Source organism: Marinomonas sp. NPDC078689, assembly GCF_044542435.1.
Classification (GTDB): Bacteria; Pseudomonadota; Gammaproteobacteria; order Pseudomonadales; family Marinomonadaceae; genus Marinomonas; species Marinomonas arenicola.
The window spans coordinates 597,305-622,144 of sequence record NZ_JBITUJ010000002.1 but is presented as its reverse complement, the minus strand read 5'-3'; the positions used below and the strand labels follow the sequence as shown (position 1 = coordinate 622,144).

Here is a 24,840-nt window from a genome sequence, read left to right as displayed (position 1 = left end):
CGAGACAAGACATAGCAAAACCGCCTACAATAGGCGGTTTTCTAGTTTCCCTTTGACCCTAATCAACGACAGGTAACACCATGAGTAGCCTAGCCCATAGCAACTTTCCTTTTACCGCCGTAGCTGGGCAAGAGTCTTTAAAATTGGCGCTTATTTTATCGGCGATTAATCCGAAAATCGGTGGTGTCTTGATTAGTGGTCCACGTGGCTCTGCGAAATCCACTTTGGCTCGTGGTTTGTCTGGCATCATGCCGGCGCTGCAAGGGGATGAGCTGGTGCCATTTGCCACCTTGCCGCTCGGTACGAGTGAAGACCGTTTGTTAGGCGCTTTAGATTTAGAGCAAGTACTGCAAGACAAAGAAGTTGTCTTTAAGCCTGGTTTATTAAGCCGAGCCCACGGCGGTGTTTTGTATGTGGATGAAGTGAACTTACTGAGTGACCATTTGGTGGATCAACTGCTGGATGTCTCTGCCAGTGGGGTTAACCGAGTTGAGCGTGATGGCGTCAGTCATGAGCATGAAGCGCGCTTTTTATTGGTGGGAACCATGAACCCAGACGAAGGGGAATTGCGTCCTCAATTGCAAGACCGCTTCGGCTTGATGGTCGCTCTGGATAACCACTACAGTTTGGAAGAGCGGGTACAAATTGTTCGCTTACGAGATGAATACGATCAGGATCCGAAGGCATTTTGTGAGGCGTTCAAATACAAACAGCGTAACTTAAAAAACAGCATTCAAATCGCCCGCAATGGCTTACCTAAAGTACGCTGCACAGACGCGTTGCGTATGGACATTGCCAGTCGCTGCCAGGACGCTCAGGTAGACGGTGTGCGAGCGGATATTGTCTGGGTAAGGGCTGCAATGGCGCATGCCGCGTGGCGTGGTGCTGACATGGTGTCGATAGGTGATGTTCAGGCGGTAGAAGAACTTGTGTTGAGCCATCGCCGCCAAGCCGAGTCGCCTAAGCCCCCAACGACGCCCAATTCAACGCCGCCTTCTACGCCACCATCAAGGCGTCCACCGAGCTCATTGCCTGATAATACAGACTCCGCTTCACCAGACCCTGCTCAACAGGGGGAATGGGGCAGTATGCAGCCAGAACGACAAGCCGCAAGTGAGCGTATTGGATTACCGACGCTGCAGTCTCCTGAAAAAACAAAGACCTCATCGAAAAATTTACGAGAGGTGGCGCCGGGAAAGCAACGAGGTAAGGCCGCGAGTGGGTATTGTCTTGATGGGTCTGTGGCGGGGGAGGGAATCGATTGGTTTAGAAGCATTATCAGTCACCCGCAAAGCTGGCCACCAAGTCAATTATTGCCTAAGAAACGCCATACTGGTCTGCCTGTGTTGCATGTGGTGCTGTTAGATACATCGGCCTCGACCTTGGCGCAAGGTGTCTTTGCGAAAGCCAAAGGGGTGATTCTAGACATCGCCAATCGAGCCTATCTGGCCCGTGAACAAATGGCTATTTTAGGCTTTGGTCAAGACGCCGTGTCGGCTGTTTTGCCGAAAGTCCGCGCCCCCAAGGAAATTCTAGAGAGGTTGAATCAATTAGGGGCTGGAGGTGGCACGCCGTTTCGTCTTGCCATCGAGAAGGTCAGCCAATATTTAACCCAGCAGCATAAGGCAACCTCTGGGTTAATTAGCCAAACGTACATTGTAACGGACGGTCGTACACAAGCGGATGTGACGGACTTTTCAGCGGGCAGCAACAAAGCATTATTAGGCCATTGTGTCTTGATCGATACTGAAAACACCCAGGTGAAACGTGGTCGAGGGGCTGAAATCGCGCAACAGCTTGGCGCCGATTACCTATTATTAAATTCGCTTTTAGAGACAAAACAATGAGTCAAGAAACCATTTATTGCCCTGCTATTTTTCTTACTGCTCCGGCGTCGAATCAAGGTAAAACAACGATTACGGCGGCCTTGGCTTGTTACTTTACCAAACAAGGAAAGGTGGTCAGGGTGTTTAAAACTGGGCCTGATTATTTAGACCCACAAATACTCGCCCAAGCCTCCCAACAACCGGTTGAGCAGTTAGACATCTGGATGGCAGGTGATGATTACTGTCAGGATCGTTTGTATCAAGCAGCAAAAGTTGCGGACCTGATTCTTGTTGAAGGCGCCATGGGGATGTTTGATGGCGAGCCATCCAGTGCGGATCTTGCGGCACGTTTTGGTATTCCGATGGCCATTGTGATGGATGTGAAGGGGATGGCGCAAACGGCCGCGGCCTTGGCGACAGGGTTGGCGAATTTTCGAGCGGATGTCACCGTGGTTGGCTTGATTGCGAACCGTTGTGGAAGTGAACGCCATGCTGAGTTAATTCGCGACGCGCTGCCGGCGTCTTTGCCATTGCTGGCGACATTGAAGCGCGATGAAGAAGTGACACTGCCAGAGCGCCATTTGGGGTTGGTACAAGCAGAAGAAGTCGCGGACGAACTTGAGCTTCGTTTTGAAGCAGCGGTTGACTGGTTGCAACAATCAAATGATGACGGTTTATTAACCCTGCCGGAACCGGTGGCTTTTCTACCGGCAGAGCGCGATCACGCAGAAGTACCGGCTAAGCGTCATTTGCAAGGTAAAACCATCGCCGTGGCGAAAGATGCCGCTTTTAGTTTTATTTATGATGCCAACCTGAATGCACTAAAAAGCTTGGGCGCGACTATTGTCTTTTTCTCTCCGTTAAAAGACTCGCACTTGCCAGCCGCTGACGCGCTTTGGTTACCAGGTGGATACCCAGAATTGCACGCCAAAACCTTGTCTGAAAATACGCATATGCGACTTGCGATACAGGCGTTTTTTGCGACTGGCAAACCCCTTCTCGCTGAGTGTGGAGGCATGTTGTATAGCTTAGAAGAGCTGACAGATTTAGAAGGTCATTGTTACCCAATGTTGGGCATTTTACCCGGCCAAGGAGCCATGCGCGGTAAGCGTGGTTGTCAAGGTATGCAAACGGCCGTGGTGCCGCAAGGGGACATTCGTGGCCATGCTCATCACAGATCACGCAGCGCGAACACGCCAGAGCCAGTTGGTTATGGCCGCCGTCAGCGTCATCCAGCCCCAGGGGAGGCCATTTACCAGCAGCAGGGGCTAACCGCCAGTTATTTGCATTTGTTTTTCCCGTCAAACTTAGAGGCGACAGCGGCTCTTTTTTTAGGCGTAAACCGTTTGGGTGAGAGCGCATAATATGTGGCCTGAAAGTGCAGAAAAGCCAACGCCATTGCGCACCGGTCTGACCACAGGCACCTGTGCGACGGCGTGTTGTGTGGCGGCGGCGCAAGCACTTTTTGCGCAACGCCAAGATAAAACGGTTAGTGTGACCTTGCCAAAAGGGAAGCAGGTCGATCTGACGATTGAAGCGTATAAGGTGAGCGAATCAAGCGCTCGCACGTCGACCATAAAGGACGCAGGCGATGATCCTGATGCGACTCATGGGGCGACGATTTTTGTCGAACTGGCGCTAAGCGCGCAGCAAGGCGTGCATTTCTACGCCGCTGAAGGGGTTGGTATTGTAACTCGTACCGGCTTATTGCTTGACGTGGGTGAGCCTGCAATCAACCCTGTGCCGCGAAAAATGATGACAGAGCACCTTGAAGGTTTTGCTCAAACCTATCATTACCAAGGGGGCTTTGATGTCTCTGTTGGGGTGATCAATGGGGCTCAGATTGCAGAAAAAACCATGAACCCGCGTCTTGGTATTATGGGCGGGATTTCAATTCTTGGTACCACAGGCATAGTTCGGCCGTTTTCTTGCGCCGCTTATATTGCGTCTATCCACCAAGGCATCGATGTGGCGCGCGCCAATGGCATTACTCACATTGCAGCCACCACAGGCAATAGCAGTGAAGACGCGATAAAAAAACATTATCAACTCGATGATATGGCGTTGATCGAAATGGGGGACTTTGTCGGAGCTGTGCTTAAGCACGTTAGAAAAGTGGAGCAGCACAGTGGCGCCAAATTAACGACATTAAGCTTGTGTGGCGGTTTTGGAAAAATCAGCAAATTGGCTCAACAGCATATGGATCTAAACAGTCGAGTATCGAGCATTGATTTACCGGCATTGGCAAGCTTAGCGACCCGCTTAGGGGCTGAGGTTGAGCTGACTGAAAAAATGGCCCAGGCGAACACCAGTGTAGAAGCATTGAAATTTGCTCAGCAAGCGGGCCTTCCACTCGCCGACGCGATTTGTGCTCAGGCATTACATTTTGCGCGTTCCTATATACCGTCGCACATAGCACTGGAAGTCTGGGCAATTGATCGTCGTGGTCAGTTTGTCGGTCATGCCACAGATGCAGATTCGCGAGGAAGGATGAAATGAAAATTTTATTACTAGGAGGCACCGCAGATGGGCGTCGTCTGGCGGACACCCTTCATCAAGCGGGCGTTCGAGTGGTGTACAGCTTGGCTGGGTTGGTGCGAGTGCCAAAAGTGGATTGTGAGCTGGTGGTTGGTGGTTTTACTCAGTTTGGTGGTTTAGCCGCATACCTAAGAGCCAATCAGATTACCCTGGTTTTGGATGTGACCCATCCTTATGCCCACACCATGAGCAGTAAAGCGGTGGTCGCTGCCCGTGAAGTTGGCATTCCTTGCTGGCGTTTTCATCGCCCCGCTTGGCAACCTAAAGCGGGTGACCGCTGGCGTTATTATCAAGATGATTCCGCGTTAGTTTCAATGCTCAAAGGGTGTCGTACTCCATTGCTCAGTGCAGGGCAAATGCCCGAATCTTTGTTGAGAACGATTCTCAAAAATGATACTGTAGCGTCCGTTATTTGGCGCACGGCTGTGGCCGCAAAATTCCCCCTGCCAGAAGGCGTTCAGTGGATCAAAGCCATTGGCCCTTTTGCTTTAGAGGAAGAGCGAAAGCTGCTTGTTGATTACCAAGTAGATGTCATTGTTAGTAAAAACAGTGGGGGTGACGCCACGTACGCTAAACTAGAAGCCGCGCGGGAATTAGGGATAGATGTGTTGCTTCAAGAGCGACCTAGATTGCCTGCCGCGGACAAAGAGTTTAATGACACAGATACTTGCCTAGAGGCCTGCTTAAGCGTCTGTAGTCCCTCCATTCATGATCAAAAAGACAGCCAACAGTGACAAATTCAACCAACGATAATATTAGCCAAAAGAGTCATTCTATGTCAGAGCCGCAACGCTACGAGCAAAACCCACAGGCGATTGAACAAGACAGTTTTCGTCAGATTCGTGCGCTAACCGACCTTTCTGCGCTGACTCAAGATCAACAACAAGTGGTGATGCGCATCGTACACAGTTTGGGGTTGCCTGATGTGGCGAGCAGCGTGCGCTTTAGTGCGAACGCAACGCAGGCTGGGCGCGAGGCGTTGGCGAATAATGGTGCGATTTTATGCGATGTGGAAATGGTCAAGCAGGGTGTGACTAAGCGCATGATTGAGCGTGAACCCCTGTGTTTTTTAAACGATCCTACGGTTGCCATGTTGGCGAAAAATCGAAGTGAAACGCGTTCTATGGCGGCATTAAGCCTGTGGATGGATTCATTAGAAGGCAGCGTCGTTTTGATTGGTAACGCACCAACCGCCTTGTTTCGCCTATTGGAAATGATTGAGCAAGGTGCGCCCAAACCGGCTTTGATTATTGGTATGCCGGTGGGCTTTGTCGGCGCGGCAGAATCCAAGCAAGCGCTTTGGGATGCGCACCAAACACTAGGCGTAGAATGCATTACATTACTCGGCCGTATGGGAGGCAGTGCGGTGACTTCTGCCAGCTGCAATGCCTTACTGCGTTGTAACTTGGGTGAGTATTATTGATGCAAATTCATGTGATTGGGTTAGGGGTGGCGGAATGTGCGAATTTAGCGGCGCCAGCACAAGCCGTATTATCAAACTTAACCGAACATGACATAGTCGTAGGCTCGCCTCGGCAGCATGACACCCTGGTGGACTTTGCACATCAAGCCCAGGTTGAAAAGCTGCCTAAGCTGTCTCAATTGGCGGTTAAATTCGAGCAATGGCAACAAGAAGGCGCAGCACAAGTGGTGGTGTTGGCTTCTGGAGATCCTCTATTTTATGGGGTAGGAGCTTGGCTTAAGCGTACTTTTGGCGGCGTCGGTTCTGCTCATAAATTGGTTTTTTACCCTAATGTGTCCAGTATTCAAATGGCGTGTCATCGTCTGGGGTTGTCATTGCAAGATGTGCAGGTGGTGAGTTTGCATGGCCGACCCTTATCGAATCTACGTTCTTCATTGCAGTGCAATAAAACCCTAGTGTTACTGACAGATCAGTACAGTCAGCCAAAACACATTGCACAAGAGTGCCTAGCGGCCGGCTTAGCTCACAGTGAGATCACCGTTTGTGAAGCTTTGGGGTATCAGCATGAGCAGGTACGTCAGTTCTCAGCCACAACCTTGTGCGAGCAAACGGCACTGACATTTGACCCGTTAAACGTCATTGTCGTGAAAACAGGCAGGCCGAGTGGCGGTCAAGGAAGTCTGTATCCGAGCGCACCGGGGATTCCTGATCACGCCTTTGTTACCGATAAAGGCGACGGCAAAGGGATGATCACCAAGCGCGAAGTTAGGCTGGTTATCCTCTCTTATTTGGGGCTTCAAGCAGGTGATACAGTCTGGGACATTGGTGCTGGCTGTGGTGGTGTGAGTGTGGAGCTTGCCTATTGGCATCAGCAAAGCCACATCATTGCCATTGAGCATCATCCACAACGCTTAGCCTGCCTAGAAGCCAATCAAGATCGTTTTGGCGTTACCCGTAATTTATCCATTGTGGCAGGGCGTGCACCTGAAGCATTGGCCGATTTGCCCTTACCCGATAAAGTTTTTATTGGTGGCAGTGATGGCGCTTTGAATGACCTGATGGCGCAAGTATGGTCATGTTTGCCTCTTGGTGGCCATTTAATGGTGAGCGCGGTGACAGAAGACAGCAAGTTTCAGGTCATGCAATTTGCCAATCAGCGTGCGCGCTTGCAAGACGCCGAAGAACACAGTTTGCAGTTGGCTGTATCCAAACAAGATCGTTTAGCCGGTCAGCGGCTGTATCGCCCTAATCTGCCAGTGACCTTGTCTTTATTTATTAAGACGTCAATGGCTATTAATACACAAAAGGACACCGAGTAATGAAGGCTGTCGAGATGATAACAAACGAACAAACAAAAGGGCGCTTTATTGGGGTTGGAGTCGGCCCAGGTGATCCTGAATTGATTACTTTAAAGGCACTACGTTTAATTCAAGGTGCCAGTGTGGTGAGTTATCTGGCCAATGGCGAAGGCAATTCACAAGCCAAAAACATTGCCTGTGAAGCCTTTTCAGGTGTTACCCATCAACAAAATGAAATCGCGATTGTGATGCCCATGTCAACCGATCGTGAAGAAGCCAATAAGGCCTATGATGGCGGAGCACAGGCGATAGCCGATGAGCTAGAAAACGGACGTGATGTGGTGTTTTTGTGTGAAGGGGACCCACTGTTTTTTGGCTCTTTTGCGTATTTATTAGAACGTTTAGAGGGGCAGTTCTCTTGTCAGGTAGTGCCTGGAGTCTCTTCTATTAATGCGGCATCTTCGGCCTTGAATCACCCATTAACGGTATTAAAAGAGTCGTTTGCTGTCGTGAGTGGGCGTCACTCTGCATTGCAAATTGATACCGCGTTAGAGCAACACGACAGTGTTGTTATTATGAAAGCGGGCCGTGCTAGACCTCGTATACTGACCGCTCTACGGAAGACGAACCGCCTGCAAGACGCAAAATATCTAGAGTACATTGGCCGTGATAATGAGCGCATAGTGCAAGACGTATCCACATTGGAAGACAAAGCAGGGCCGTATTTCTCCTTGTTTGTCGTGACTAAGAGCGAGCGAGGTACACGTTGATTCGCATTGTTGCCCTGACGCCAGCGGGTGAGCAGCTTGCTAGGCGCATATTACGTCAGTGGCCTGAGGCGGTATTGGATTATAAGCCCAAGCCGTTTGCTCAAAAGGTGCGCTCAGCGTTCCAGCAAGGCGATCACTTGGTGTTTATTTGTGCCACAGGCATTGTTATGCGGACCTTGGCGCCCGTTATAGAAGATAAATACCAAGACCCTCCGGTGTTGGTCTTAGATGAGCTGGGGAAATTTGTTATTCCTCTTTTATCAGGCCATGAAGGCGGGGCGAATGAATGGGGGGCTCAAGTCGCAAATAGTCTTGGGGCTCAATTGGTGGCAACGACTGCCAAGGCGTATCTGAATCCTGTTTATACCTTAGGTATGGGGTGTGAGCGAGGTTGTCCACTGGCGTTTTTAGAACGCCTCATGTTGGAAGGGCTGTCTCAAAAAGGATTAACACCGAAGGATATTCATTCTTTGAGCAGCATAGATATAAAAGCCGATGAAGAGAATCTAATCGCTTTAGCGGAAAAGTATGCTTGGTCATTTCAGACCTTCAGTGCAGAGCAACTCACCCCAATGGCAAGTTTATTAAGCACCCATTCTGAGTATGTTTTCAACACGGTGGGGGTCTACGGTGTGGCGGAATCTGCGGCCCTATTTGCAGCAAAACAGGCTGCGGATAGCGCACCAGAATTGATCTTAAATAAGATTAAAAATGCAAAGGCGACTGTCTCTATTGCAAGAGCATTCAAAGCATAATAGGTTCGTAGCATAAGAATAAAAACAGGGAGATTAAGGCTTTAGAGAGATATTTTACGCAAGGTGATTGATTCATCATATAGCCTCCTAAGAGGCAAAAAAACGGCAACTAGAGTGATCTTTATTCCATGCGATTGCATTCGCACTTTTATACTCCAATACTTCATTTATACATGGGGAATAAAATAATATCAGGGATGAAGGTGCACAGATAAGAACAGCCTTTGGAGGTATTTATGTCATTAAAAGCACTCTCACAAGAAGAAATAGAATGGTCACTCAGCGAGCTTAATAAGTCTACGCAAGGCCATTGGGCAATTAAAAATGGTAAGTTGTCTTCTAGCTTTACCTTTAGAAACTTTCAGCAAGCTTTTGGGTTTATGACGCAATGCGCTTTGATTTCAGAAAGAATGGATCATCACCCAGAATGGTCTAATAACTACAATGAAGTGCATATACAGTTAACCACAGAAGATGTTGAAGGGCTCTCTGAAAAGGATTTTCTATTAGCGGAACAAATGGAAGTTCACGCCTCTACAATCGACTAGAAAGGCAACCAATCTCAATGTTGCAACACTAGATCATAAGCATCATGCTTTACGTTAAGGCCAAGAGACAATCTAGGCCTTAACGCTTGACCGTTTATCGATTTGGTTAAAACCCAATACTGGGTTTGATGATGGATGGAGAAAAAGAAATGGAAGATGTATTAGCGCCCGCGAAAAGAGAACAATCGCTCGGGGAAGAAGTTGCCAACAGTATCAGCCATGGGCTCGGTTTACTGGCCGCGCTCATCGGTACACCATTTTTAATTATCAGCGCCATTAACGACGCCGACACCAGTTTTTTGGTTGGCGTCAGCGTCTTTTCCGCTACCATGATTTTGCTCTACCTCTCTTCTACTTTGTACCATGCTGCGCCTGCGGGACCAGCGAAAAACCTATTTCGAGTTATTGACCATTCCGCTGTGTATTTTTTGATTGCCGGTACCTACACGCCGTTTATGCTAGGGGTGCTACGAGGTGCTTGGGGCTGGTCTATTTTAGCCTCTGTTTGGGGGCTGGCAGCGGTAGGAGTCTTGCTAAAAGCTTTTGGCAAAGCCAAACATCCGCTTGTCTCAACCGCCTTATATGTTTTGCTGGGCTGGCTTATTATCATTGCGATCAAGCCCTTAGTTGAGCTTATGGCGCCACAAGGTCTGATGCTTTTGGTGTTAGGTGGCCTGCTCTATACGCTAGGCGTAGTCTTTTATGCGTTTGATGCGCGTTTGCGATATGGGCATCTGATTTGGCATTTGTTTGTCTTATCGGGAACCGCATGTCACTTTTTTGCCATTCTTTGGTATGGCGCTTACGGGGCTGTTTAACGCAGGGAGTAATAATGACTAAGATAAATGCCGCTACTATGGGGTTTAACCCAGACTATTCTGAGCAAGCCCCAACCGTTGAAGACATTAAGCTTTTAGCAGGTGATGTCATCCTTGAGTTTGGTGCGCCCTGGTGTGGGCATTGTCAGGCGTCTGCTCCGATCGTTGCTGATGAGCTGTCAACGCGCTCGCTATGGCATATCAAGGTGTTTGATGGGAAGGGAAAAAAATTAGGGCGAGCCTTTGGTGTTACGCTTTGGCCGACCTTGATCTATTTAAAAAATGGTGAAGAAGTAGGGCGCCTTGTACGCCCTTTATTGGCGTCAGAGATGACAGAATTGTTGGCGCTTTAAGGCCGTTTTAGACTCGAATATCAATCAATGAACCAATAGCCTGATCTGCGCTATTGATAACACGAGCGTTCGCTTTTGCGTTCAGCTCGCTTTCTTTTGCCTGTATTACCCCATCTTGTATTTGACTGCCTGAGCGATTGGATTGATTGCTATCGGCTGTTTGAGTGGCGGCTTCTGCGACTTTTTGACTTGCTTCGTTCAACCCTGTTTGGCTGTTTTTAAGGCCTGCTTGAGCATAGTTGAATGGCGAATTGGTAATTTGCATAGAGACAGCCTTGGGTTGAGAGTCGCCTTTCGTAAAACAACAATGAATGGGATTGTTCTAATCTTAACCAAGTTTGTTAGGGCTGTCAGTAACCTTATGTAGTGTGTCCTTTGTATTTACTCACTGTTTTCAACTCAAGAGGCAAGCTATCTTGTTGATGTAATTCATCTTTGCTAGTTAATATTTTTTTCGCTTTCTGTCTTTTATTATGTGCTCATTGGGGCTTATTAACAGAAGGCCGTAGCGCGTTATTAAATAGGATGGGGGATTATGTTAAAGCCATTTGCTTTGCAGGTGAATAAGCTGGAAAAGCTGCAGTCAATCGCGGACTTTGGCTTGTTAATTTCAGCGATTAAAACGCACATTGTGTCGTCGATCGACGCTGAGCTGTCAGCATTGGAGTTAACCGCAGCTCAATATCGGGTTGTGATGATTCTGGCTTACAATGGCCAAAGTACGCTAGCGAGTTTGTGCACTGAAATGGATTACGATCGAGGGGCGATGAGCCGCTTATTGTGTCGGCTTGAAGGCAAGGGGTTATTGGATAAACGCCCGTCTGAGACAGACAAGCGCTCAATGTATTTGAGCTTAAGCGCCAAAGGTGATGCCTTTATCCCGAATATTCAGCCCAAGGTAAACCGTGTGTTTGAGAAGGCCTTAAGTGGTTTTTCTCACCAAGAGAGAGACCAATTAAGCACGCTTCTGCTAAGATTTTTGAACAATTTGAAATAAATTCGTAACAAAGAGTGACTTTTTCTCTGCTCTCTACTGGATGATCATTACGTTTGTTAACATTGTTGTCTAGGCAATTACTTACGTAGATTTTGATTATGAACGAGCAAGTACTGATTTCACAATTAAGTGAATGTTTTCCAGAGCGAGACTTTCATACTGACAATTTAATCGTCCTCCATAAAGGCCGCTTTGCTAATGCTATCGTGTATCGTTATAAAGACGATCAGACTGATTTAGTCATCAAAGACTTTCAACACAGTCCCTGGATAGTTCGTAAGACATTTGCTCGTTTGTTTATTAATCAAGAATATAAGGCGCTAGCGCGTCTGCAAGGCATGAATGGTGTGAGCGATGAGTTCCACCGCTTGTCTTCTATTGGCATCGCGTATGCTTTTATCGAAGGGGTGCCACTGCGTACGCTAAGTAAGCAAGGTGAAACAGTGCCTAAATCCTTCTTTAATCAACTTGAACACATGGTGTCGGAAATGCACCGCCGTGGTCTTGTTCACCTAGATTTACGCAATCTAGGAAATGTAATTTTAGGGGAAGACGGTAAACCCTATTTTATTGATTTTCAGTCCGCGATGACGTTCGCTCGGTTCCCTAAATGGCTGCAACGTTATATGCGTGGAGCAGACCTGTCTGGGGTCTACAAAGGTTGGAACTCTGTTTGTGAACAACCTGTTACAGGCCATAAAAAAGCGTTTTTTAAGAACTTTAATCAACTTCGAAAACGTTGGATCTTCCGCGGTTATCCATTACATAGAACGTATCTATGGTTATGTGGCATCGCGAGCCAGTTACCTGGTGCGGACCTAGTGCGTAATATTTCAGACAGATTATAAACCGCGTTATACCGAGCAGATTGGTGATCACCGTCTGCTCTTTTTCACTCTTCCTGCTTTTCCTCTTCCTTTACGTTCTTTCCTTCTAACTGTCTCTTTATCTCGGTCAAGTAAAAGTGCTTCTTCCGGTGCCTGAAAAGCGCAATAATGGCGGCCTACTTAATGAGAAAAGGTTAACTGCAGTATGTACACGGATGAAGATTTAAATTATGCCGTAGAGAAAGGTGTGTTTACTGACACCGCAGTCACTGAATTTCGCTCGTTATTAGCAGAAGAAAAGCAAACCGCCGCCGTCGATGAAGAAAACTTCCGATTAGTGGGTGGTTTCAATGATATCTTCGTGGTGATTGCGTGTAGCTTGTTATTGTTTTCATCTGTTTGGGTGGTTAGGCCTAGCAGCAACACGCTTGCTATGCTGGTCTTCGCGGCCTTATCTTGGGGGCTGGCTGAGTTTTTTGTTCGTAAGCGTAAAATGGCCCTGCCAGCGATTGTTTTGCTCCTCTCTTTTATGGGAGGTGTCTTTTGGTGTGTGTTTTCAATTTCCTCTTCGATCCCTTCTTTCTCTGTGCAGGCGGCATCGCTTTTTGCCGCGGCGGTGACCACAATGTCGGCTTACCTTCATTGGCGACGTTTTAGGGTTCCTATTACGGTTGCGGTTGGAACCGGTGCGCTTTTTGTCTCTGTTCTCTCGCTTGTTTTGGTGATGTTTCCTGCGGCCAAATCGGGTTTGATGATGGTGCTGTTTTTGTGTGGCGTTGCCGCGTTTCTGTTAGCGATGTATTGGGATGCGAGTGATACACAGCGTATCACTCGTCGTTCAGACGTCGCCTTCTGGCTTCATTTGCTGTCGGCGCCCTTGATCATTCATCCTATTTTCTCAAATTTAGGCATTTTGAATGGCAATGAGAGCCTGCTCAGCATGCTTGTTGTGGTCTTTTTGTATCTGCTGATGACGTCTATTTCGATTGCGGTAGATCGTCGGGCCTTTATGGTGTCTTCGTTGATTTATGTGCTGTATGCGGTGTCGGCCATCATTGAGAGTTATGGTGGCATTGGCTACAGCTTTGCTTTGACTGGGGTGCTGATCGGTGGCGGATTATTATTGTTGTCGGCGAAATGGCATTTTATGAGAGCTCAATTGTTGTGTGCGTTGCCAAGCGCTATCCAACGTCATTTGCCGAACGTGAAATAAATTTACCAATGAACGCCTGAAGAATAAGGAATAGAAAGTATGATCAACCTGGAAGGTAAGCGCTTACTCGGCTGTGAGCACCCAATTATTCAGGCGCCTATGGCTGGAGCCCAAGGAAGCGATATGGCAATAGCCGTGTCTAACGCGGGTGGCTTAGGGTCTTTGCCTTGTGCCATGCTTAGTGTGGCGGACATGGTCAGTGAAATTAAGTTGATCAAAGCGGGCACAGACAAACCCTACAATTTGAATTTCTTTTGCCATCAACCGATCGAGTATAACGAAGCAGAACATCAGGTTTGGCAGAGCAAATTAATGCCCTATTTTGCGGCGTTTGGAGCGACACCAAAAAGTCTGCCTAATAGCGCCAACCGAACGCCTTTTAATCACGCCATCGCCGATGCCATTGAGCCGTTTTCGCCTCCTGTGGTCAGCTTTCATTTTGGCCTGCCTGATCCAGAATTAGTGCAGCGGGTGAAGTCTTGGGGCAGTAAGGTTCTGTCATCCGCGACGACCTTAGAAGAAGCGCTCTGGTTAGAGTCGCAAGGTGTGGATGCCATCATTGCACAAGGGGTAGAAGCAGGTGGCCATCGCGGTATGTTTTTATCTGATGACATTACCACTCAGGTAGGGCTGTTTTCTCTGGTTTCACAACTTATTCAAGTGCTAAAAGTGCCTGTAATTGGTGCAGGAGGGATAGCCCATCATAAAGAGATACAGGCTTTGCTGGCGCTGGGTGCGGCAGCGGTGCAAATAGGCACGACATATTTGTTGTGTGATGAGTCTCGGATTTCATCTTCTCACCGAGAGGCGCTGCAAAGTGATGCGGCGCAGCACACAGCCTTGACGAATGTGTTTACCGGTCGACCTGCTCGTTCTGTGGTGAATCGTGTGATGGAAGAGCTGGCGTATATGTCACCCTCTGCCCCAGCGTTTCCTCATGCGTCAATCGAAATGACACAGCTAAAAGCATTAGACTCCCTGCAAGGCGGCACAAATTTTGCGTCTCTTTGGTGTGGGCAAAATGCGACAGGTTGCCAAGCCATTTCTGCCCACACCTTAACCAAGCTGTTAGCTAATGGTTAAAAAGGGCAAATATAACCTTTCTCTTATTCGATTAAGTTAAATAAATTAAGAAAAATAGATAGAATGTGCATATAAAAGCCAAAGCGAGGTGGGCTCTTTCCCAAATAAGCTAGGTCACTTACACTTACATAAAATTGACTATTTAGTTAGGAAAATACCAGATGATTAAAAAATGGATTGCCACAGGCATACTGCTTACAGGGAGCATCGCGGCCATGGCTGCAACGCCACCAAACGCGTTGGTTGTTGCTCAATCGCTCGACGATGTGACCAGTTTGGACCCAGCACAAGGATTTGAATTAACCTCAGTACAAACCTTTACCAATATCTATCAGCGACTGGTTCAGTCAGACCCTGAAAACCCAACAGAATTAAAACCAACATTGGCAACCAGTTGGGTATCGACGCCGCGTAGTTTAACACTGACACTGCGGGATAATGCTCAGTTTGCGAGTGGTAATCCTATTCGACCAGAAGACGTGCTTTTCTCATTAAGCCGAGTGGTAAAATTGAATTTAGCGCCGTCTTTTATTTTGACCCAATTAGGTTGGGATAAAGACAATGTGGATAGCCACCTACAAAAAGTGGACGCTAATAAGGTAAAAATCACTTGGGACGTTAATGTGGGTCCTTCGTTTGTTTTAAGTTTATTGTCGGCTCCAGCGTCTTCTATCGTGGATGAAAAAGCCGTTGAGATGCATGTCAAGAATGGCGATTTTGGTCACGCTTGGCTAAACAATCATTCGGCTGGCAGTGGTCCATTTCAAATTATGAAATACACGCCTCATGAAGCATTGGTTCTGACGGCAAACAAAACATCGCCTGCCGGCGCACCAAAAATGCAGATGATTTTGATGAAAAACGTCCCTGATGCGGCAACCCGTCAACTATTGATAGAGCAAGGTGATGCGGACATTGCACGTAACCTAGGTTCTGATCAATTTGAGTCGCTACAAGGAAAGCCTGGGGTGAAAGCCTTAGCGTTACCTTATGCATCACTTTATTACATCATGTTTAATACCAAAGCGAAGAATAACCCAGATTTGGGCAATCCGAAGTTTTGGGAAGCGGCGCATTGGGCATTTGATTACAAAGGCATTGCCGTAGACTTGATGCGTGGTCAATTTCAAGTTCAGCAGTCTTTCCTTCCGCAAGGCTTCAACGGCGCTTTGACGGATCAGCCATACCATTACGATCCAGAAAAAGCGAAACAGATCTTAAAAGACGCTGGAATCAAAGACCCACACTTCAAATTGGTGGTCTCTAACCAACCGCCATATTTGGATGTTGCTCAAGCATTACAAGCCAGCTTTGCGAAAGCGGGTATCCGAGTGGAACTGATTCCTGGTATCAGTAGCCAAGTGTCTAATGACGTAAAAGAACATAACTACGAAGCCAATGTATCGTCTTGGGGACCGGACTATTTTGACCCTAATACCAATGCCTCCTCGTTTGCTTACAACCCGGAAAATGGCTCAAAAACCATAGCATGGCGTGCCAATTGGCAGATTCCAGAGCTAAGCAAAATGACCATTGCAGCCCGCGCCGAAACTGACCCTGTTAAGCGTACAAAAATGTACCAAGAGTTGCAGCGTCAGGTGCGTGAAAGTGCACCGTTCGTGATTGGTTTGCAAAATAAAAAGTTGGTTGCTATTCGAGATAATCTAAAAGGTTATGTCCAAGGCATTACGCCAGACATGGTTTACTATCAAAACGTTTCTAAATAATGAGTAATATTGATAAATCAGCCGGCGCAATGCGTCGGCTTTGGATAGGCCGCAGCCAACATTTGGCGAGCGGCCTTATTTCGTTAGCGCTGACCTTATTCGGCTTATTGGTGTTTACCTTTTTGCTGTCTCGCGCTGCGCCAATCGACCCCGCATTGCAGTTAGTGGGTGATCATGCGAGTGAGGAAACTTATCAGCAAGCACGACACGAATTGGGGTTAGATGAGCCTTTGCCGATGCAGTTTCTGCATTATTTAGGCCGTTTGACTCATGGTGATCTAGGCATGTCTCAGTTAAGCCAGCAACCTGTGCTTAATGACCTTATGCGTACTTTTCCTGCGACCATTGAACTGGCCACTTGTGCGATGTTTTTTGGTGCCTTTTTTGGCATTTTATTTGCCATCTTAGCGGTCTATAAGCCGGGCAGTTGGTTAGATCAGCTGGCAAGGTTTATTTCTCTGTTAGGTTATTCTGTACCGGTTTTCTGGCTTGGTTTGCTTGGGCTATTGCTCTTTTATGCGACGCTACATTGGTCCGCAGGGCCTGGCCGACTGGATGATATTTACACCTATACCATGACGCAAGACAGTGGTTTTGTGCTGTTGGATGCTTTTCGTAGCGGTGACATTAATATTATAAAAAATGCCATCGCTCACCTCTGGTTACCCGTTGCGGTCTTGGCGTTACTGTCGATGGCGTCTATTACTCGCCTGTTACGAGCGGTGATGTTGGAAGAAAGTAATAAAGAATACGTGATTCTGGCACAAGCTAAAGGCGCCAGTCGTTTGCGTATCTTATTAGTGCATGTGTTCCCTAATGTATTAGGCACCTTGATTACCATATTGGCCTTGTCTTACACCGGATTATTAGAAGGGGCGGTGTTAACGGAAACCGTGTTTGCTTGGCCTGGTTTAGGGCGCTATTTGACCAGCGCATTGTTCGCATCGGATACGGCGGCTGTATTAGGAGCGACCTTATTAATCGGCACCTGTTTTGTGTTGCTTAATGCGCTTGCCGACATACTGACTAAATGGGTGGACCCAAGAACACGATGATGACTTTAAAAAAACATGGTGCTTTTCGATGGCTAAGTCTGTTTAGTACCTTAAATATTGGTTTGGCGTTGGTGATTTTGCTGGTGGTATTGGCTTTGCTTGCTCCGCAATTATCGACCTTTGATCCCAATGTGCAAAATATCCAAGATCGGTTATTGGCACCCAATGCGCAGCATTGGTTTGGTACCGATCGCTTTGGTCGCGACCTTTTCTCACGAGTGCTGCATGGTGCTCGTCCTACTTTGCTATTAGTCAGCTTGGTTATTGTATTAACCGTGCCAATTGGTTTAACGGTAGGGATTTGTGCGGGCTATTTTGGCGGCTGGGTAGAGCGTATTTTAATGCGCTTAACGGACATTGTAATGTCCTTGCCAAGCTTGGTTATTGCCTTGGCATTGGTGTCAATTTTAGGCCCTGGTTTGATGAATGGCGCATTGGCGTTGGCCTTTACCAGCTGGCCGTCTTTTGCGCGTCAAGCGCGAACGGAAACCTTATCGATTCGTCGTAGTGATTATCTGTCAGCGGCAAAAATGCAGGGCATCAGTGGCTGGCGTTTGATCTTTGGGCACATCTTGCCATTGATTTTACCCAGCGCAATTGTTCGCGCGGCGCTAAATCTAGGGGGCATCATTCTGTCCGCTGCAGGGCTTGGTTTCTTAGGCATGGGCATTCAGCCACCTGCGGCGGAATGGGGCTCTATGGTGGCCAGTGGTAGCCGAGTGATCTTCGATCAATGGTGGGTCGCGGCGGTACCGGGTGTGGCTATTTTATTAGCCAGTCTTGCTTTTAATCTGCTCGGAGATGGGCTGAGAGATAAAATGGACCCTCGTCATGACAAATAAAACGACATTAGTGGACGTGCGCGGCTTGCATATTGGCCTTAACGACGGCACTCAGCTGGTCAAAGGAATTGATTTTTCCATGGGGCGCGAACGCGTTGCCTTGGTCGGCGAATCTGGTTCTGGTAAGTCGCTTACTGCTCGCTCATTAATGGGCTTGCTAGCGGATTCGTTAGTGGTAGACGCAGAGCGCTTTCAGCTGCTTGAGCATCCGGTATTAAACTACGACCAACGACAATGGAACCGGCTGCGTGGTCATCAAGTCTCCATGGTATTGCAAGACCCTAAGTACGCGCTGAATCCGACTCAAAACATCGGTCGTCAAGTGGCCGAGCCCTTACTATTGCATCAATCCATGTCCCGTAAAGCCAGGACAGAAAAAGTCGAACACATGCTCGATGCGGTGGGGCTTCCTAACCCTGCTGAGCTAAGAAAAATGTACCCACATCAATTGTCTGGTGGCATGGGGCAAAGGGTCATGTTGGCAATGGCGCTGATCAATGATCCGCAATTATTGATTGCTGATGAGCCCACATCAGCCCTAGATCATGCGGTTCGAGATCAGGTCTTGGATTTGATCCATTCTCTAGTAGAAGAGCGCAATATGGGGCTTTTGTTGATCAGTCATGATCTTCAGCAAGTCGCCGATTATTGTGAGCGCGTAATGGTGATGTATCAGGGGCGCTTGATCGATCATTTACCCGCAGAAGACTTGCCAAATGCGACCCACCCTTACACGCAAACCTTATGGTCGTGCCGGCCCAACATTACTAAGCGTGGCCAGCCTCTGCCCACCTTAGATCGCGAGCACTTGGAGACATTGAATTGAACGTGCTAGAGCTTAAAAACGTCAGTGTGAGTCATGCCCAAGGCTTGCAGCGCAATACTGTGGTACACGACATAGATTTAACCGTCGAAGCTGGAGAATGCTTCGGTTTGGTTGGTCCGTCGGGGTGTGGCAAATCGTCGCTTTTATGGGTGCTTGCAGGGTTAAATCCGCACTGGGAAGGCGACATTAGCCTGTTTGGTCAGACACTGGAATCTGGTAAGGTTTTCACTGGCGATTTACGTCGTCGAGTGCAAATGGTGTTTCAAGATCCTTACGCCTCGTTACACCCCAAGCACCGCTTGCGTCGAACGCTTGCGGAGCCGCTGAAGTTGCTCGGTTTGCCAGACATTGATGAGCGCATTAGCGAGGGCTTTAAGCAGGTGGGGTTAACGGAAAATATGATTGACCGTTACCCACATCAATTGTCCGGTGGTCAGCGTCAACGGGTGGCCATTGTTCGCGCCTTGTTGCTTGAACCCAAGTTGTTATTACTGGATGAACCGACGTCGGCGTTAGACATGTCGGTTCAGGCTGAAATATTGAATTTATTAAATGACTTAAAGGCCCGTCGTGATTTGACTATGATCATGGTGAGTCATGATCCTGACGTGATTGATTACATGTGTGACCATGGGGTCACCATGAAAGCAGGGCGTATCGATCAAGAAAAGCATTACACCTAAGCCGCTTTGTTCGGTTCAGTCGTCATATTTGTTGGAAGGAGAGAGTAATGAAGTTTTTGATCTTCCTTGGATCAGTAAGAACCAGTACACCGCCACGCCCAGCGCGACTAGGAGAAAGAGTCAGTAAGGCGTGTTTGTCTTTCTTTTCGACTTGTTACCCAGAGCATGAGATTGAATTGATTGATCCGCTGGAATACGAATTAGGTGCTGTGTTTAAGCCGCACTTTTCCTATTCCAAGCGCACCGTGCCACAAGACTTAGATTTGTTAGCGGATAAAATTCGTGCCGCCGATGGCTACATTATGCTGAGCCCTGAGTACAACCACAGTATCAGTCCTGCGCTGGCGAATTTATTGAATCATTTTGGCAGCTCTTTGTTCTCTTATAAACCGAGTGCGATCGTGACTTATTCTTCTGGGCAATGGGGCGGCATGCGTGCGGCTGTTGGTATGCGTGTCTTTTTAAGTGAATTAGGCTGTTTACCTGTGTCCTCCATGGTGCATATTCCCCATGCCCAAGAGGTATTTGAAGAGGATGGCACAACCCAAGTGAATCAAGATCATAACCGCTGGGGAAGCTATATTAACCGTACTTTTAGCCAGCTTGTTTGGTGGGCGCAAGCCTGCGTAGAACAAACTGAAAAAAGCGATCCACATGCGTTGATTTCTGCTTTTACAGGCACTCCAGCGGATCGTGATGCCCCCTAGAGAGAGTCATTGTATAAGGAATGTGTGATGCCGTGTGTGTTTGTTTTTGGCACCTTAAAAGAAGGTTTTCCTAATTTTGAACGCAACCAAGGCGAGCGTATTCCGGGCGTCTTTAGCACCACAGTGTCTTATCCGCTCTTGTTGGTTGGCGAGCGCTATTCCCCTTGGTTGCTGTTAGACGCCGGCGAAGGACACCCAGTGCTCGGTCAGGTTTTTAGTGTGGATGATGACGCACTGGCCGAAATGGATGCGCTGGAGCGGATAACTGAACCAGACGGTTATCGACGCGTTGAGATAGATGTGGTGAATCTAGACAATGGCCTCACTCAGCGAGTTTGGGTATACGCTAAACCGGCTCACAGTGTGAAGGGGGCTGATGTTCGTATGACGTTGCAGGGAGATTACTTGTTAGAACATGCGGCGCTGTATGTCAGTCGCCGCAAGGTTTGATAAGAGGTCATCGAGCGTTATGGCGCATCGGGCTTGGTTGGGTCTTTTAGTACTTCTTCAAAGCGCAACAGCCGTCCGGTGTTAACCAATACCAGTAAGGTACTGAGGTTATGCAGTAGCGCAGCGATTAATGCACCGGCTGCGCCTAATGCGCCAAAGGCCGCCGCGGCCATAATCGCCACTGTCCAACTAAGACCAATGATGACATTCATGTGCAGCGTGCGACGGCAGCGTCGGCTTAATCGCACACAGGTTCCTAAGCGTCTTAAATCACTGCCAATCAATACGATATCGGCTGAAGCCAGTGCGATATCTGCCCCACCAGCGCCCATAGCAACCCCCACGACACCGGCCTTTAGCGCTAAAGAATCGTTAATGCCATCGCCTACGACTAAGGGTTTAAAGCCAGACTGAATTTCATCTCTTACCCTGTGTAATTTATCTTCAGGCAATGCTTGCGCAACAATGTCACTAATGCCCACTTCGGCCGCCAGCTTGTTGGCTACCGATTGACGGTCGCCGGTGAGCAAAAGTTGTCGTCCTACCCCCAAAGCTTTTAAATCCGCCAGCGCTTGCGAGGCTTCTGGGCGCACTTTATCGGCGAGCAAAAACCAGCAAATAAACTGCCCCTTGAGAGACAAGCCCGCCATTGGACCGTCATGGTCAGGAACAGGGGGGAACACTATACCCAGCTGAGTAAAGAGTTCAGGTCGACCTAATGCCGCTTCGCCTTGTTCCGTCTCTGCTACCACGCCTAATCCCTGGTGTTCACGCACGTTTTGCAAGGATTGATAGTCTTGATGCTCAATCAGGCTGCTCAAGGCCCGACTAACCGGGTGACTACTGGACGCCCCTAAACTGGCCCCTAAAGTGACTAACTGAGTCTCTGAAAGCGGAGAGTTCGCCACCGGTTGTAGGGACTCTAAACTTAAGGCGCCAAAGGTCAATGTCCCTGTTTTGTCGATGACTAAGGAACTCAGCTCGGTAAATTCTTCTAAAAAAGCCGAGCTTCGAATCAATATGCCGTGACGAGCTGCCACCGCGATACCGGCGATGGAAGCCGCTGGCGCAGACAAAACAAGGGCACAAGGGCACGCCGCCACCAACACCGCCAACATAGCTTGAGCGTCGTAAGTCACAAACCAAGTAATGGCCGCCACCATGAGCACCAACAGCATGTATTGCCCTGCGTAACGCTCAAGCAAACGAGTAATCGGCGGCTTTGCTTGCTCGGCTTTTTGCATCAGGGCGATCACCTTGCCCAAGGTGGATTCGTCGCCGGTACGGGTGACACGAATGCGCAGTAGACCGTCTAGATTAATGGCACCACCAAACACATCATCGCCGGTTTTGGCTTCTTGTGGTACCGACTCTCCGGTAATAGGGGCCGTGTCCAAACTGGCCATGCCCGCTATGATCTTGCCATCGGCAGGAATGCGATCGCCTGCACGAACTTCAACCAGATCCCCGGTTTGTAGCTGTTGATTACCAACATCACTGATGCTGCCATCTGGGTTGATTTTACGAGCGTTGCTGTGTGTGAGTTGGCTCAATGCGTCGATTGCTTCTTGGGAGCCGATCACGCTGCGCTCTTCTAGAATATGGCCAAAAATCATGATAATAGGCAACAAAGCCGCGGTTGTTAAATCTGCCGTGGCCCATGCACCTAACATGGCAAGGGCAATTAATTGATCGGTAATGCCATGCAAACTCGGGTGTTTTAGGCTATGCCAGCCAGAACGTAAGACGGGAAAAGCGACCAACACAGAGGCTAAGCCAAGCAGCAGCTGACTGACGCTTTGCTGAGAAGGAAATAGCCAATGCCAAACCAACCCCAAGGCCAATAACCCCAGAGCAACCATCGCCAGAGTCAGTTGTTTAGCGGCGGCTTTTTTTTCGCGACGACTCAAGGAGCCACTGGCAAAATGGATGTGCCCATGGTCATGAGCGTGATCATGGCCGTGATGTGAATGAGACGACTGAGTCATGGTTGTTTGCCTTGTAGAATAATTTTGCCATCGTCACTAGGGTCTACCGTGGTGACAGAACCGGCTTGTGACAGCAAGGTGTGAATACGTTGGCGATACAAGCGCCACAGCAGGCCTGGGTCTGTATTATTTTGCTGGAGCTGAGCAAGGCGACTGATGGTGGCGGTGTCGGTGTGAGCCTTTGCGACGCGTTCGCTGGCATTTGCATTGGCTTGTTGTATCAAGCGGTCGGCTTCTTGATTGGCTTTTTGTCGTGTTGTGGCGGCTTTATTGTTCGCTTCAGCCACGGTTTGTTTGGCCAATTGGCTAGCGGTTAGGACGGCATTAAAGGCGTCCACAGTTTCCACCGGCAAGCTTGGTTGAAGGTCGACACGAGCGATTCGAATGCCGAGACTCGCGTGTTCTTTTGCTAGTGCGGCCAACCCTTGGTTGATGCTTTGTACTAGGTCTGCGCGCAGTTTTTCCCGCTTAATCGCGGCTTCGGTACTGGCGCCGACCAGTTCAGGGCGGGCCACCAAAATAGTGTCTAAGTCACGCGACGCTGACACCAATACCGCGCTGCGTTCAACCAAGCGATCCAAGGCAAAAGACACATGCTTTCCTTGCAGTACATAAGCGTAAGGGTCGGTGACCTTATAATATAGATGAACGCCTAATTGCACGACACCGGCGTCGCCGGTTAATAGGTAGCCCACGCCTGCGTTTGCGTCGCTGGCCATGCCAGAATTAAGCCCAGTGTAGTTAGCGACTTCAGGTCGAATTAAAGCTTGGACCGTACGATCAATAACGCGATCGGCGGCTGGCAGAATCACTACTTTTTCAAACGGTTGCGGCCACGCCAATAGCAGGCCTGAGTCTTGTACTCTATCAATGGCACCAAAACTCAATACCACGGCGCGACTGTCAGGACCGATTTCCCGAACATTGCTAACGAGCCAAGTAAATGCGGTTATAAAGGTCAGCAGATAGAGTGCCAAAAAAGCCAATCGACCAGCCTGAAACCAGTGACCTTTTGGTTGATTTAGCGGTCTTTCCTGAGTGACGCTTTTGCCAGAGATCATGGTTTTTTCGCCTCTTGGCTGTTGGGCGTATTAGGCGAAAGAAAGGTGTTGGGCCCATCGATCAGTGCGCTAAATGGTGCCGCGTCGGTTCTAAGAACCAAATGCGTATTCTTATTGATAATGCCACTTAGGGTATCGAGGGAGCGCAACATATCGTAGAGCTGTGGTGCTTCGGCGTGGGCTTTACCATAAATGCTGGCGGCTTCGACTAAGGATTTTGCTTCAATGTTAGCGGCTTTGACTGTCGCATCGGCGGTAATAATACGCGCTTCTTTTTGTGCTTCTGAGGTGATTTGAGCGGCTTGTCGTTTGCCTTCTGCAGTGCGTTGTGTCGCTATGGTTTCCCGTTCAGCACGCATTCGATCTACGGTGGCCGACAGCGTGACCACGGGTAGGGTTAATCGCTCAATGCCAACTTGCACCACGCGAACACCGTAAGTGTCCAAAAGGGATTGGCTAATTTGTTCTCGAAGTTTGGCTTCAAAAAGAGGGATTTGTACTTTACTGGCGTCTGTGTTGACCAAGCTGGACAAGTTATAGCCGCTGGCGGTGGCTTCTAAAGCGGAGCCCACAAAGGTTCGTAGTTGGCGAGCGGCTTCGTCTGGTTGGTTTTGAACGGCGCGCATAAAGCGCTGCACATCGTCTTTATCAGATTTAACCTGCCACACCACATAAGCTTGCACAATAATACGTAGACCGTCTTTTGTGCCTACGTCTTGCAAGCCGCTGGAAGTGGTTCGTAAGCGTAAATCAACCGGAGTAGACAGCTCGAAAGGCGCAGGCAAATGCCAAGCGAGTCCAGGTTCTAGTAAGACTCTGACAGGGTTGCCAAAGCGTGTAATAACTTCCGCTTCACCAGAGCGCACTTGAACCAAGCAAGCCGCCGCGATGGCGAACGCGACAAGCAGCAAGGCGAAACTTATGCGACGCCATGCCCCTTTTGAGGCGCTTGGCGGAGTGGGGCTGTGATGGTGATCATCATCTGAATGAGGCGCGTGATCGGTTTCGTCATGGGCATGATGAGTAGGGTTGTGTGACGTGCTCATGGGCGC

At 48.6% G+C, this 24,840-nt stretch carries 26 protein-coding genes; 22 read left to right on the top strand and 4 right to left on the bottom strand.

What is annotated here, in order from left to right; translation table 11 throughout:
* Positions 1–80: 80 nt before the first annotated feature.
* The 11 genes from ACIGBN_RS05980 to ACIGBN_RS05930 all read left to right on the top strand — a co-directional run bounded on the left by ACIGBN_RS05980 (position 81) and on the right by ACIGBN_RS05930 (position 10,329).
* A complete protein-coding gene (locus ACIGBN_RS05980; protein ID WP_396664227.1) occupies positions 81–1,847 on the top strand; it encodes an ATP-binding protein in 1,767 nt (588 codons plus the stop codon).
* Positions 1,844–3,190 (top strand): cobyrinate a,c-diamide synthase, encoded by a 1,347-nt coding sequence (locus ACIGBN_RS05975; RefSeq protein WP_396664225.1) that lies wholly within the window; start codon positions 1,844–1,846, stop codon positions 3,188–3,190. Before ACIGBN_RS05980 ends, ACIGBN_RS05975 begins: the two co-directional genes overlap by 4 nt.
* A gap of 1 nt (position 3,191) precedes the next feature.
* Complete coding sequence (locus ACIGBN_RS05970) at positions 3,192–4,325, top strand: cobalt-precorrin-5B (C(1))-methyltransferase (protein WP_133002816.1); 1,134 nt, start codon at positions 3,192–3,194, stop codon at positions 4,323–4,325.
* Entirely contained in the window at positions 4,322–5,098 is a 777-nt protein-coding gene (locus ACIGBN_RS05965) for a precorrin-6A/cobalt-precorrin-6A reductase (protein WP_396664222.1), read from the top strand. Before ACIGBN_RS05970 ends, ACIGBN_RS05965 begins: the two co-directional genes overlap by 4 nt.
* A gap of 41 nt (positions 5,099–5,139) precedes the next feature.
* The gene (locus ACIGBN_RS05960; RefSeq protein WP_396664220.1) at positions 5,140–5,787 is read left to right on the top strand and encodes a precorrin-8X methylmutase; all 648 of its coding nucleotides are present in this window, start codon (positions 5,140–5,142) and stop codon (positions 5,785–5,787) included.
* Entirely contained in the window at positions 5,787–7,106 is a 1,320-nt protein-coding gene (cbiE, locus tag ACIGBN_RS05955) for a precorrin-6y C5,15-methyltransferase (decarboxylating) subunit CbiE (protein ID WP_133002819.1), read from the top strand. Before ACIGBN_RS05960 ends, cbiE begins: the two co-directional genes overlap by 1 nt.
* A 14-nt stretch (positions 7,107–7,120) precedes the next feature.
* On the top strand, positions 7,121–7,855 hold the full coding sequence (gene cobI, locus ACIGBN_RS05950) for a precorrin-2 C(20)-methyltransferase (RefSeq protein WP_133002820.1): 735 nt from the start codon (positions 7,121–7,123) through the stop codon (positions 7,853–7,855).
* Positions 7,852–8,610, top strand: coding sequence for a cobalamin biosynthesis protein (locus tag ACIGBN_RS05945; protein ID WP_133002821.1), 759 nt, complete (start codon positions 7,852–7,854; stop codon positions 8,608–8,610). Before cobI ends, ACIGBN_RS05945 begins: the two co-directional genes overlap by 4 nt.
* A gap of 236 nt (positions 8,611–8,846) precedes the next feature.
* Positions 8,847–9,158, top strand: a complete 312-nt coding sequence (locus ACIGBN_RS05940) for a 4a-hydroxytetrahydrobiopterin dehydratase (RefSeq protein WP_396664217.1) — start codon at positions 8,847–8,849, stop codon at positions 9,156–9,158.
* A gap of 149 nt (positions 9,159–9,307) precedes the next feature.
* Positions 9,308–9,976 carry a hemolysin III family protein gene (locus tag ACIGBN_RS05935; protein WP_133002823.1) on the top strand — a complete coding sequence of 223 codons (669 nt, stop codon included), beginning with the start codon at positions 9,308–9,310 and terminating at the stop codon, positions 9,974–9,976.
* A 14-nt stretch (positions 9,977–9,990) separates the two neighbouring features.
* On the top strand, positions 9,991–10,329 hold the full coding sequence (locus ACIGBN_RS05930; protein ID WP_396664215.1) for a thioredoxin family protein: 339 nt from the start codon (positions 9,991–9,993) through the stop codon (positions 10,327–10,329).
* Between the two features lie 7 nt (positions 10,330–10,336).
* On the opposite strand, the gene ACIGBN_RS05925 is transcribed toward ACIGBN_RS05930, so the two are convergent.
* Positions 10,337–10,594 carry a hypothetical protein gene (locus tag ACIGBN_RS05925; protein ID WP_133002825.1) on the bottom strand — a complete coding sequence of 86 codons (258 nt, stop codon included), beginning with the start codon at positions 10,592–10,594 and terminating at the stop codon, positions 10,337–10,339.
* Positions 10,595–10,864: 270 nt separating this feature from the next.
* On the opposite strand from ACIGBN_RS05925, the gene ACIGBN_RS05920 reads away from it, so the two are divergent.
* The 11 genes from ACIGBN_RS05920 (at position 10,865) to ACIGBN_RS05870 (ending at position 20,739) form a co-directional block, all read left to right on the top strand.
* A complete protein-coding gene (locus tag ACIGBN_RS05920) occupies positions 10,865–11,326 on the top strand; it encodes a MarR family winged helix-turn-helix transcriptional regulator (protein ID WP_396664213.1) in 462 nt (153 codons plus the stop codon).
* Between the two features lie 98 nt (positions 11,327–11,424).
* Complete coding sequence (locus ACIGBN_RS05915; RefSeq protein WP_133002827.1) at positions 11,425–12,174, top strand: RIO1 family regulatory kinase/ATPase; 750 nt, start codon at positions 11,425–11,427, stop codon at positions 12,172–12,174.
* Positions 12,175–12,358: 184 nt separating this feature from the next.
* Positions 12,359–13,366 carry a hypothetical protein gene (locus ACIGBN_RS05910; protein WP_396664211.1) on the top strand — a complete coding sequence of 336 codons (1,008 nt, stop codon included), beginning with the start codon at positions 12,359–12,361 and terminating at the stop codon, positions 13,364–13,366.
* Positions 13,367–13,405: 39 nt separating this feature from the next.
* Entirely contained in the window at positions 13,406–14,449 is a 1,044-nt protein-coding gene (locus ACIGBN_RS05905) for an NAD(P)H-dependent flavin oxidoreductase (protein ID WP_396664209.1), read from the top strand.
* Positions 14,450–14,610: 161 nt separating this feature from the next.
* The gene (locus ACIGBN_RS05900; RefSeq protein WP_133002830.1) at positions 14,611–16,176 is read left to right on the top strand and encodes an ABC transporter substrate-binding protein; all 1,566 of its coding nucleotides are present in this window, start codon (positions 14,611–14,613) and stop codon (positions 16,174–16,176) included.
* Entirely contained in the window at positions 16,176–17,231 is a 1,056-nt protein-coding gene (locus ACIGBN_RS05895; protein WP_133002831.1) for an ABC transporter permease, read from the top strand. Before ACIGBN_RS05900 ends, ACIGBN_RS05895 begins: the two co-directional genes overlap by 1 nt.
* On the top strand, positions 17,228–18,073 hold the full coding sequence (locus ACIGBN_RS05890) for an ABC transporter permease (RefSeq protein ID WP_133002832.1): 846 nt from the start codon (positions 17,228–17,230) through the stop codon (positions 18,071–18,073). The genes ACIGBN_RS05895 and ACIGBN_RS05890 overlap by 4 nt, the downstream gene beginning before the upstream one ends.
* A complete protein-coding gene (locus ACIGBN_RS05885) occupies positions 18,063–18,899 on the top strand; it encodes an ABC transporter ATP-binding protein (RefSeq protein ID WP_133002833.1) in 837 nt (278 codons plus the stop codon). The genes ACIGBN_RS05890 and ACIGBN_RS05885 overlap by 11 nt, the downstream gene beginning before the upstream one ends.
* Before the next feature lie 2 nt (positions 18,900–18,901).
* Entirely contained in the window at positions 18,902–19,582 is a 681-nt protein-coding gene (locus tag ACIGBN_RS05880) for an ABC transporter ATP-binding protein (protein WP_133003328.1), read from the top strand.
* A gap of 47 nt (positions 19,583–19,629) precedes the next feature.
* Positions 19,630–20,289, top strand: coding sequence for an NADPH-dependent FMN reductase (locus tag ACIGBN_RS05875; RefSeq protein WP_133002834.1), 660 nt, complete (start codon positions 19,630–19,632; stop codon positions 20,287–20,289).
* Between the two features lie 27 nt (positions 20,290–20,316).
* Positions 20,317–20,739, top strand: a complete 423-nt coding sequence (locus tag ACIGBN_RS05870; RefSeq protein WP_396664205.1) for a gamma-glutamylcyclotransferase family protein — start codon at positions 20,317–20,319, stop codon at positions 20,737–20,739.
* A gap of 17 nt (positions 20,740–20,756) precedes the next feature.
* On the opposite strand, the gene ACIGBN_RS05865 is transcribed toward ACIGBN_RS05870, so the two are convergent.
* From ACIGBN_RS05865 to hflC, 3 genes are read right to left on the bottom strand one after another with little or no spacing between them, the layout of a single operon-like run.
* Complete coding sequence (locus tag ACIGBN_RS05865; protein WP_396664203.1) at positions 20,757–22,727, bottom strand: heavy metal translocating P-type ATPase; 1,971 nt, start codon at positions 22,725–22,727, stop codon at positions 20,757–20,759.
* Positions 22,724–23,788, bottom strand: coding sequence for a protease modulator HflK (gene hflK / locus ACIGBN_RS05860; protein WP_396664201.1), 1,065 nt, complete (start codon positions 23,786–23,788; stop codon positions 22,724–22,726). The genes ACIGBN_RS05865 and hflK overlap by 4 nt, the downstream gene beginning before the upstream one ends.
* Positions 23,785–24,834, bottom strand: a complete 1,050-nt coding sequence (gene hflC, locus ACIGBN_RS05855) for a protease modulator HflC (RefSeq protein ID WP_396664199.1) — start codon at positions 24,832–24,834, stop codon at positions 23,785–23,787. The genes hflK and hflC overlap by 4 nt, the downstream gene beginning before the upstream one ends.
* Positions 24,835–24,840 lie beyond the last annotated feature (6 nt).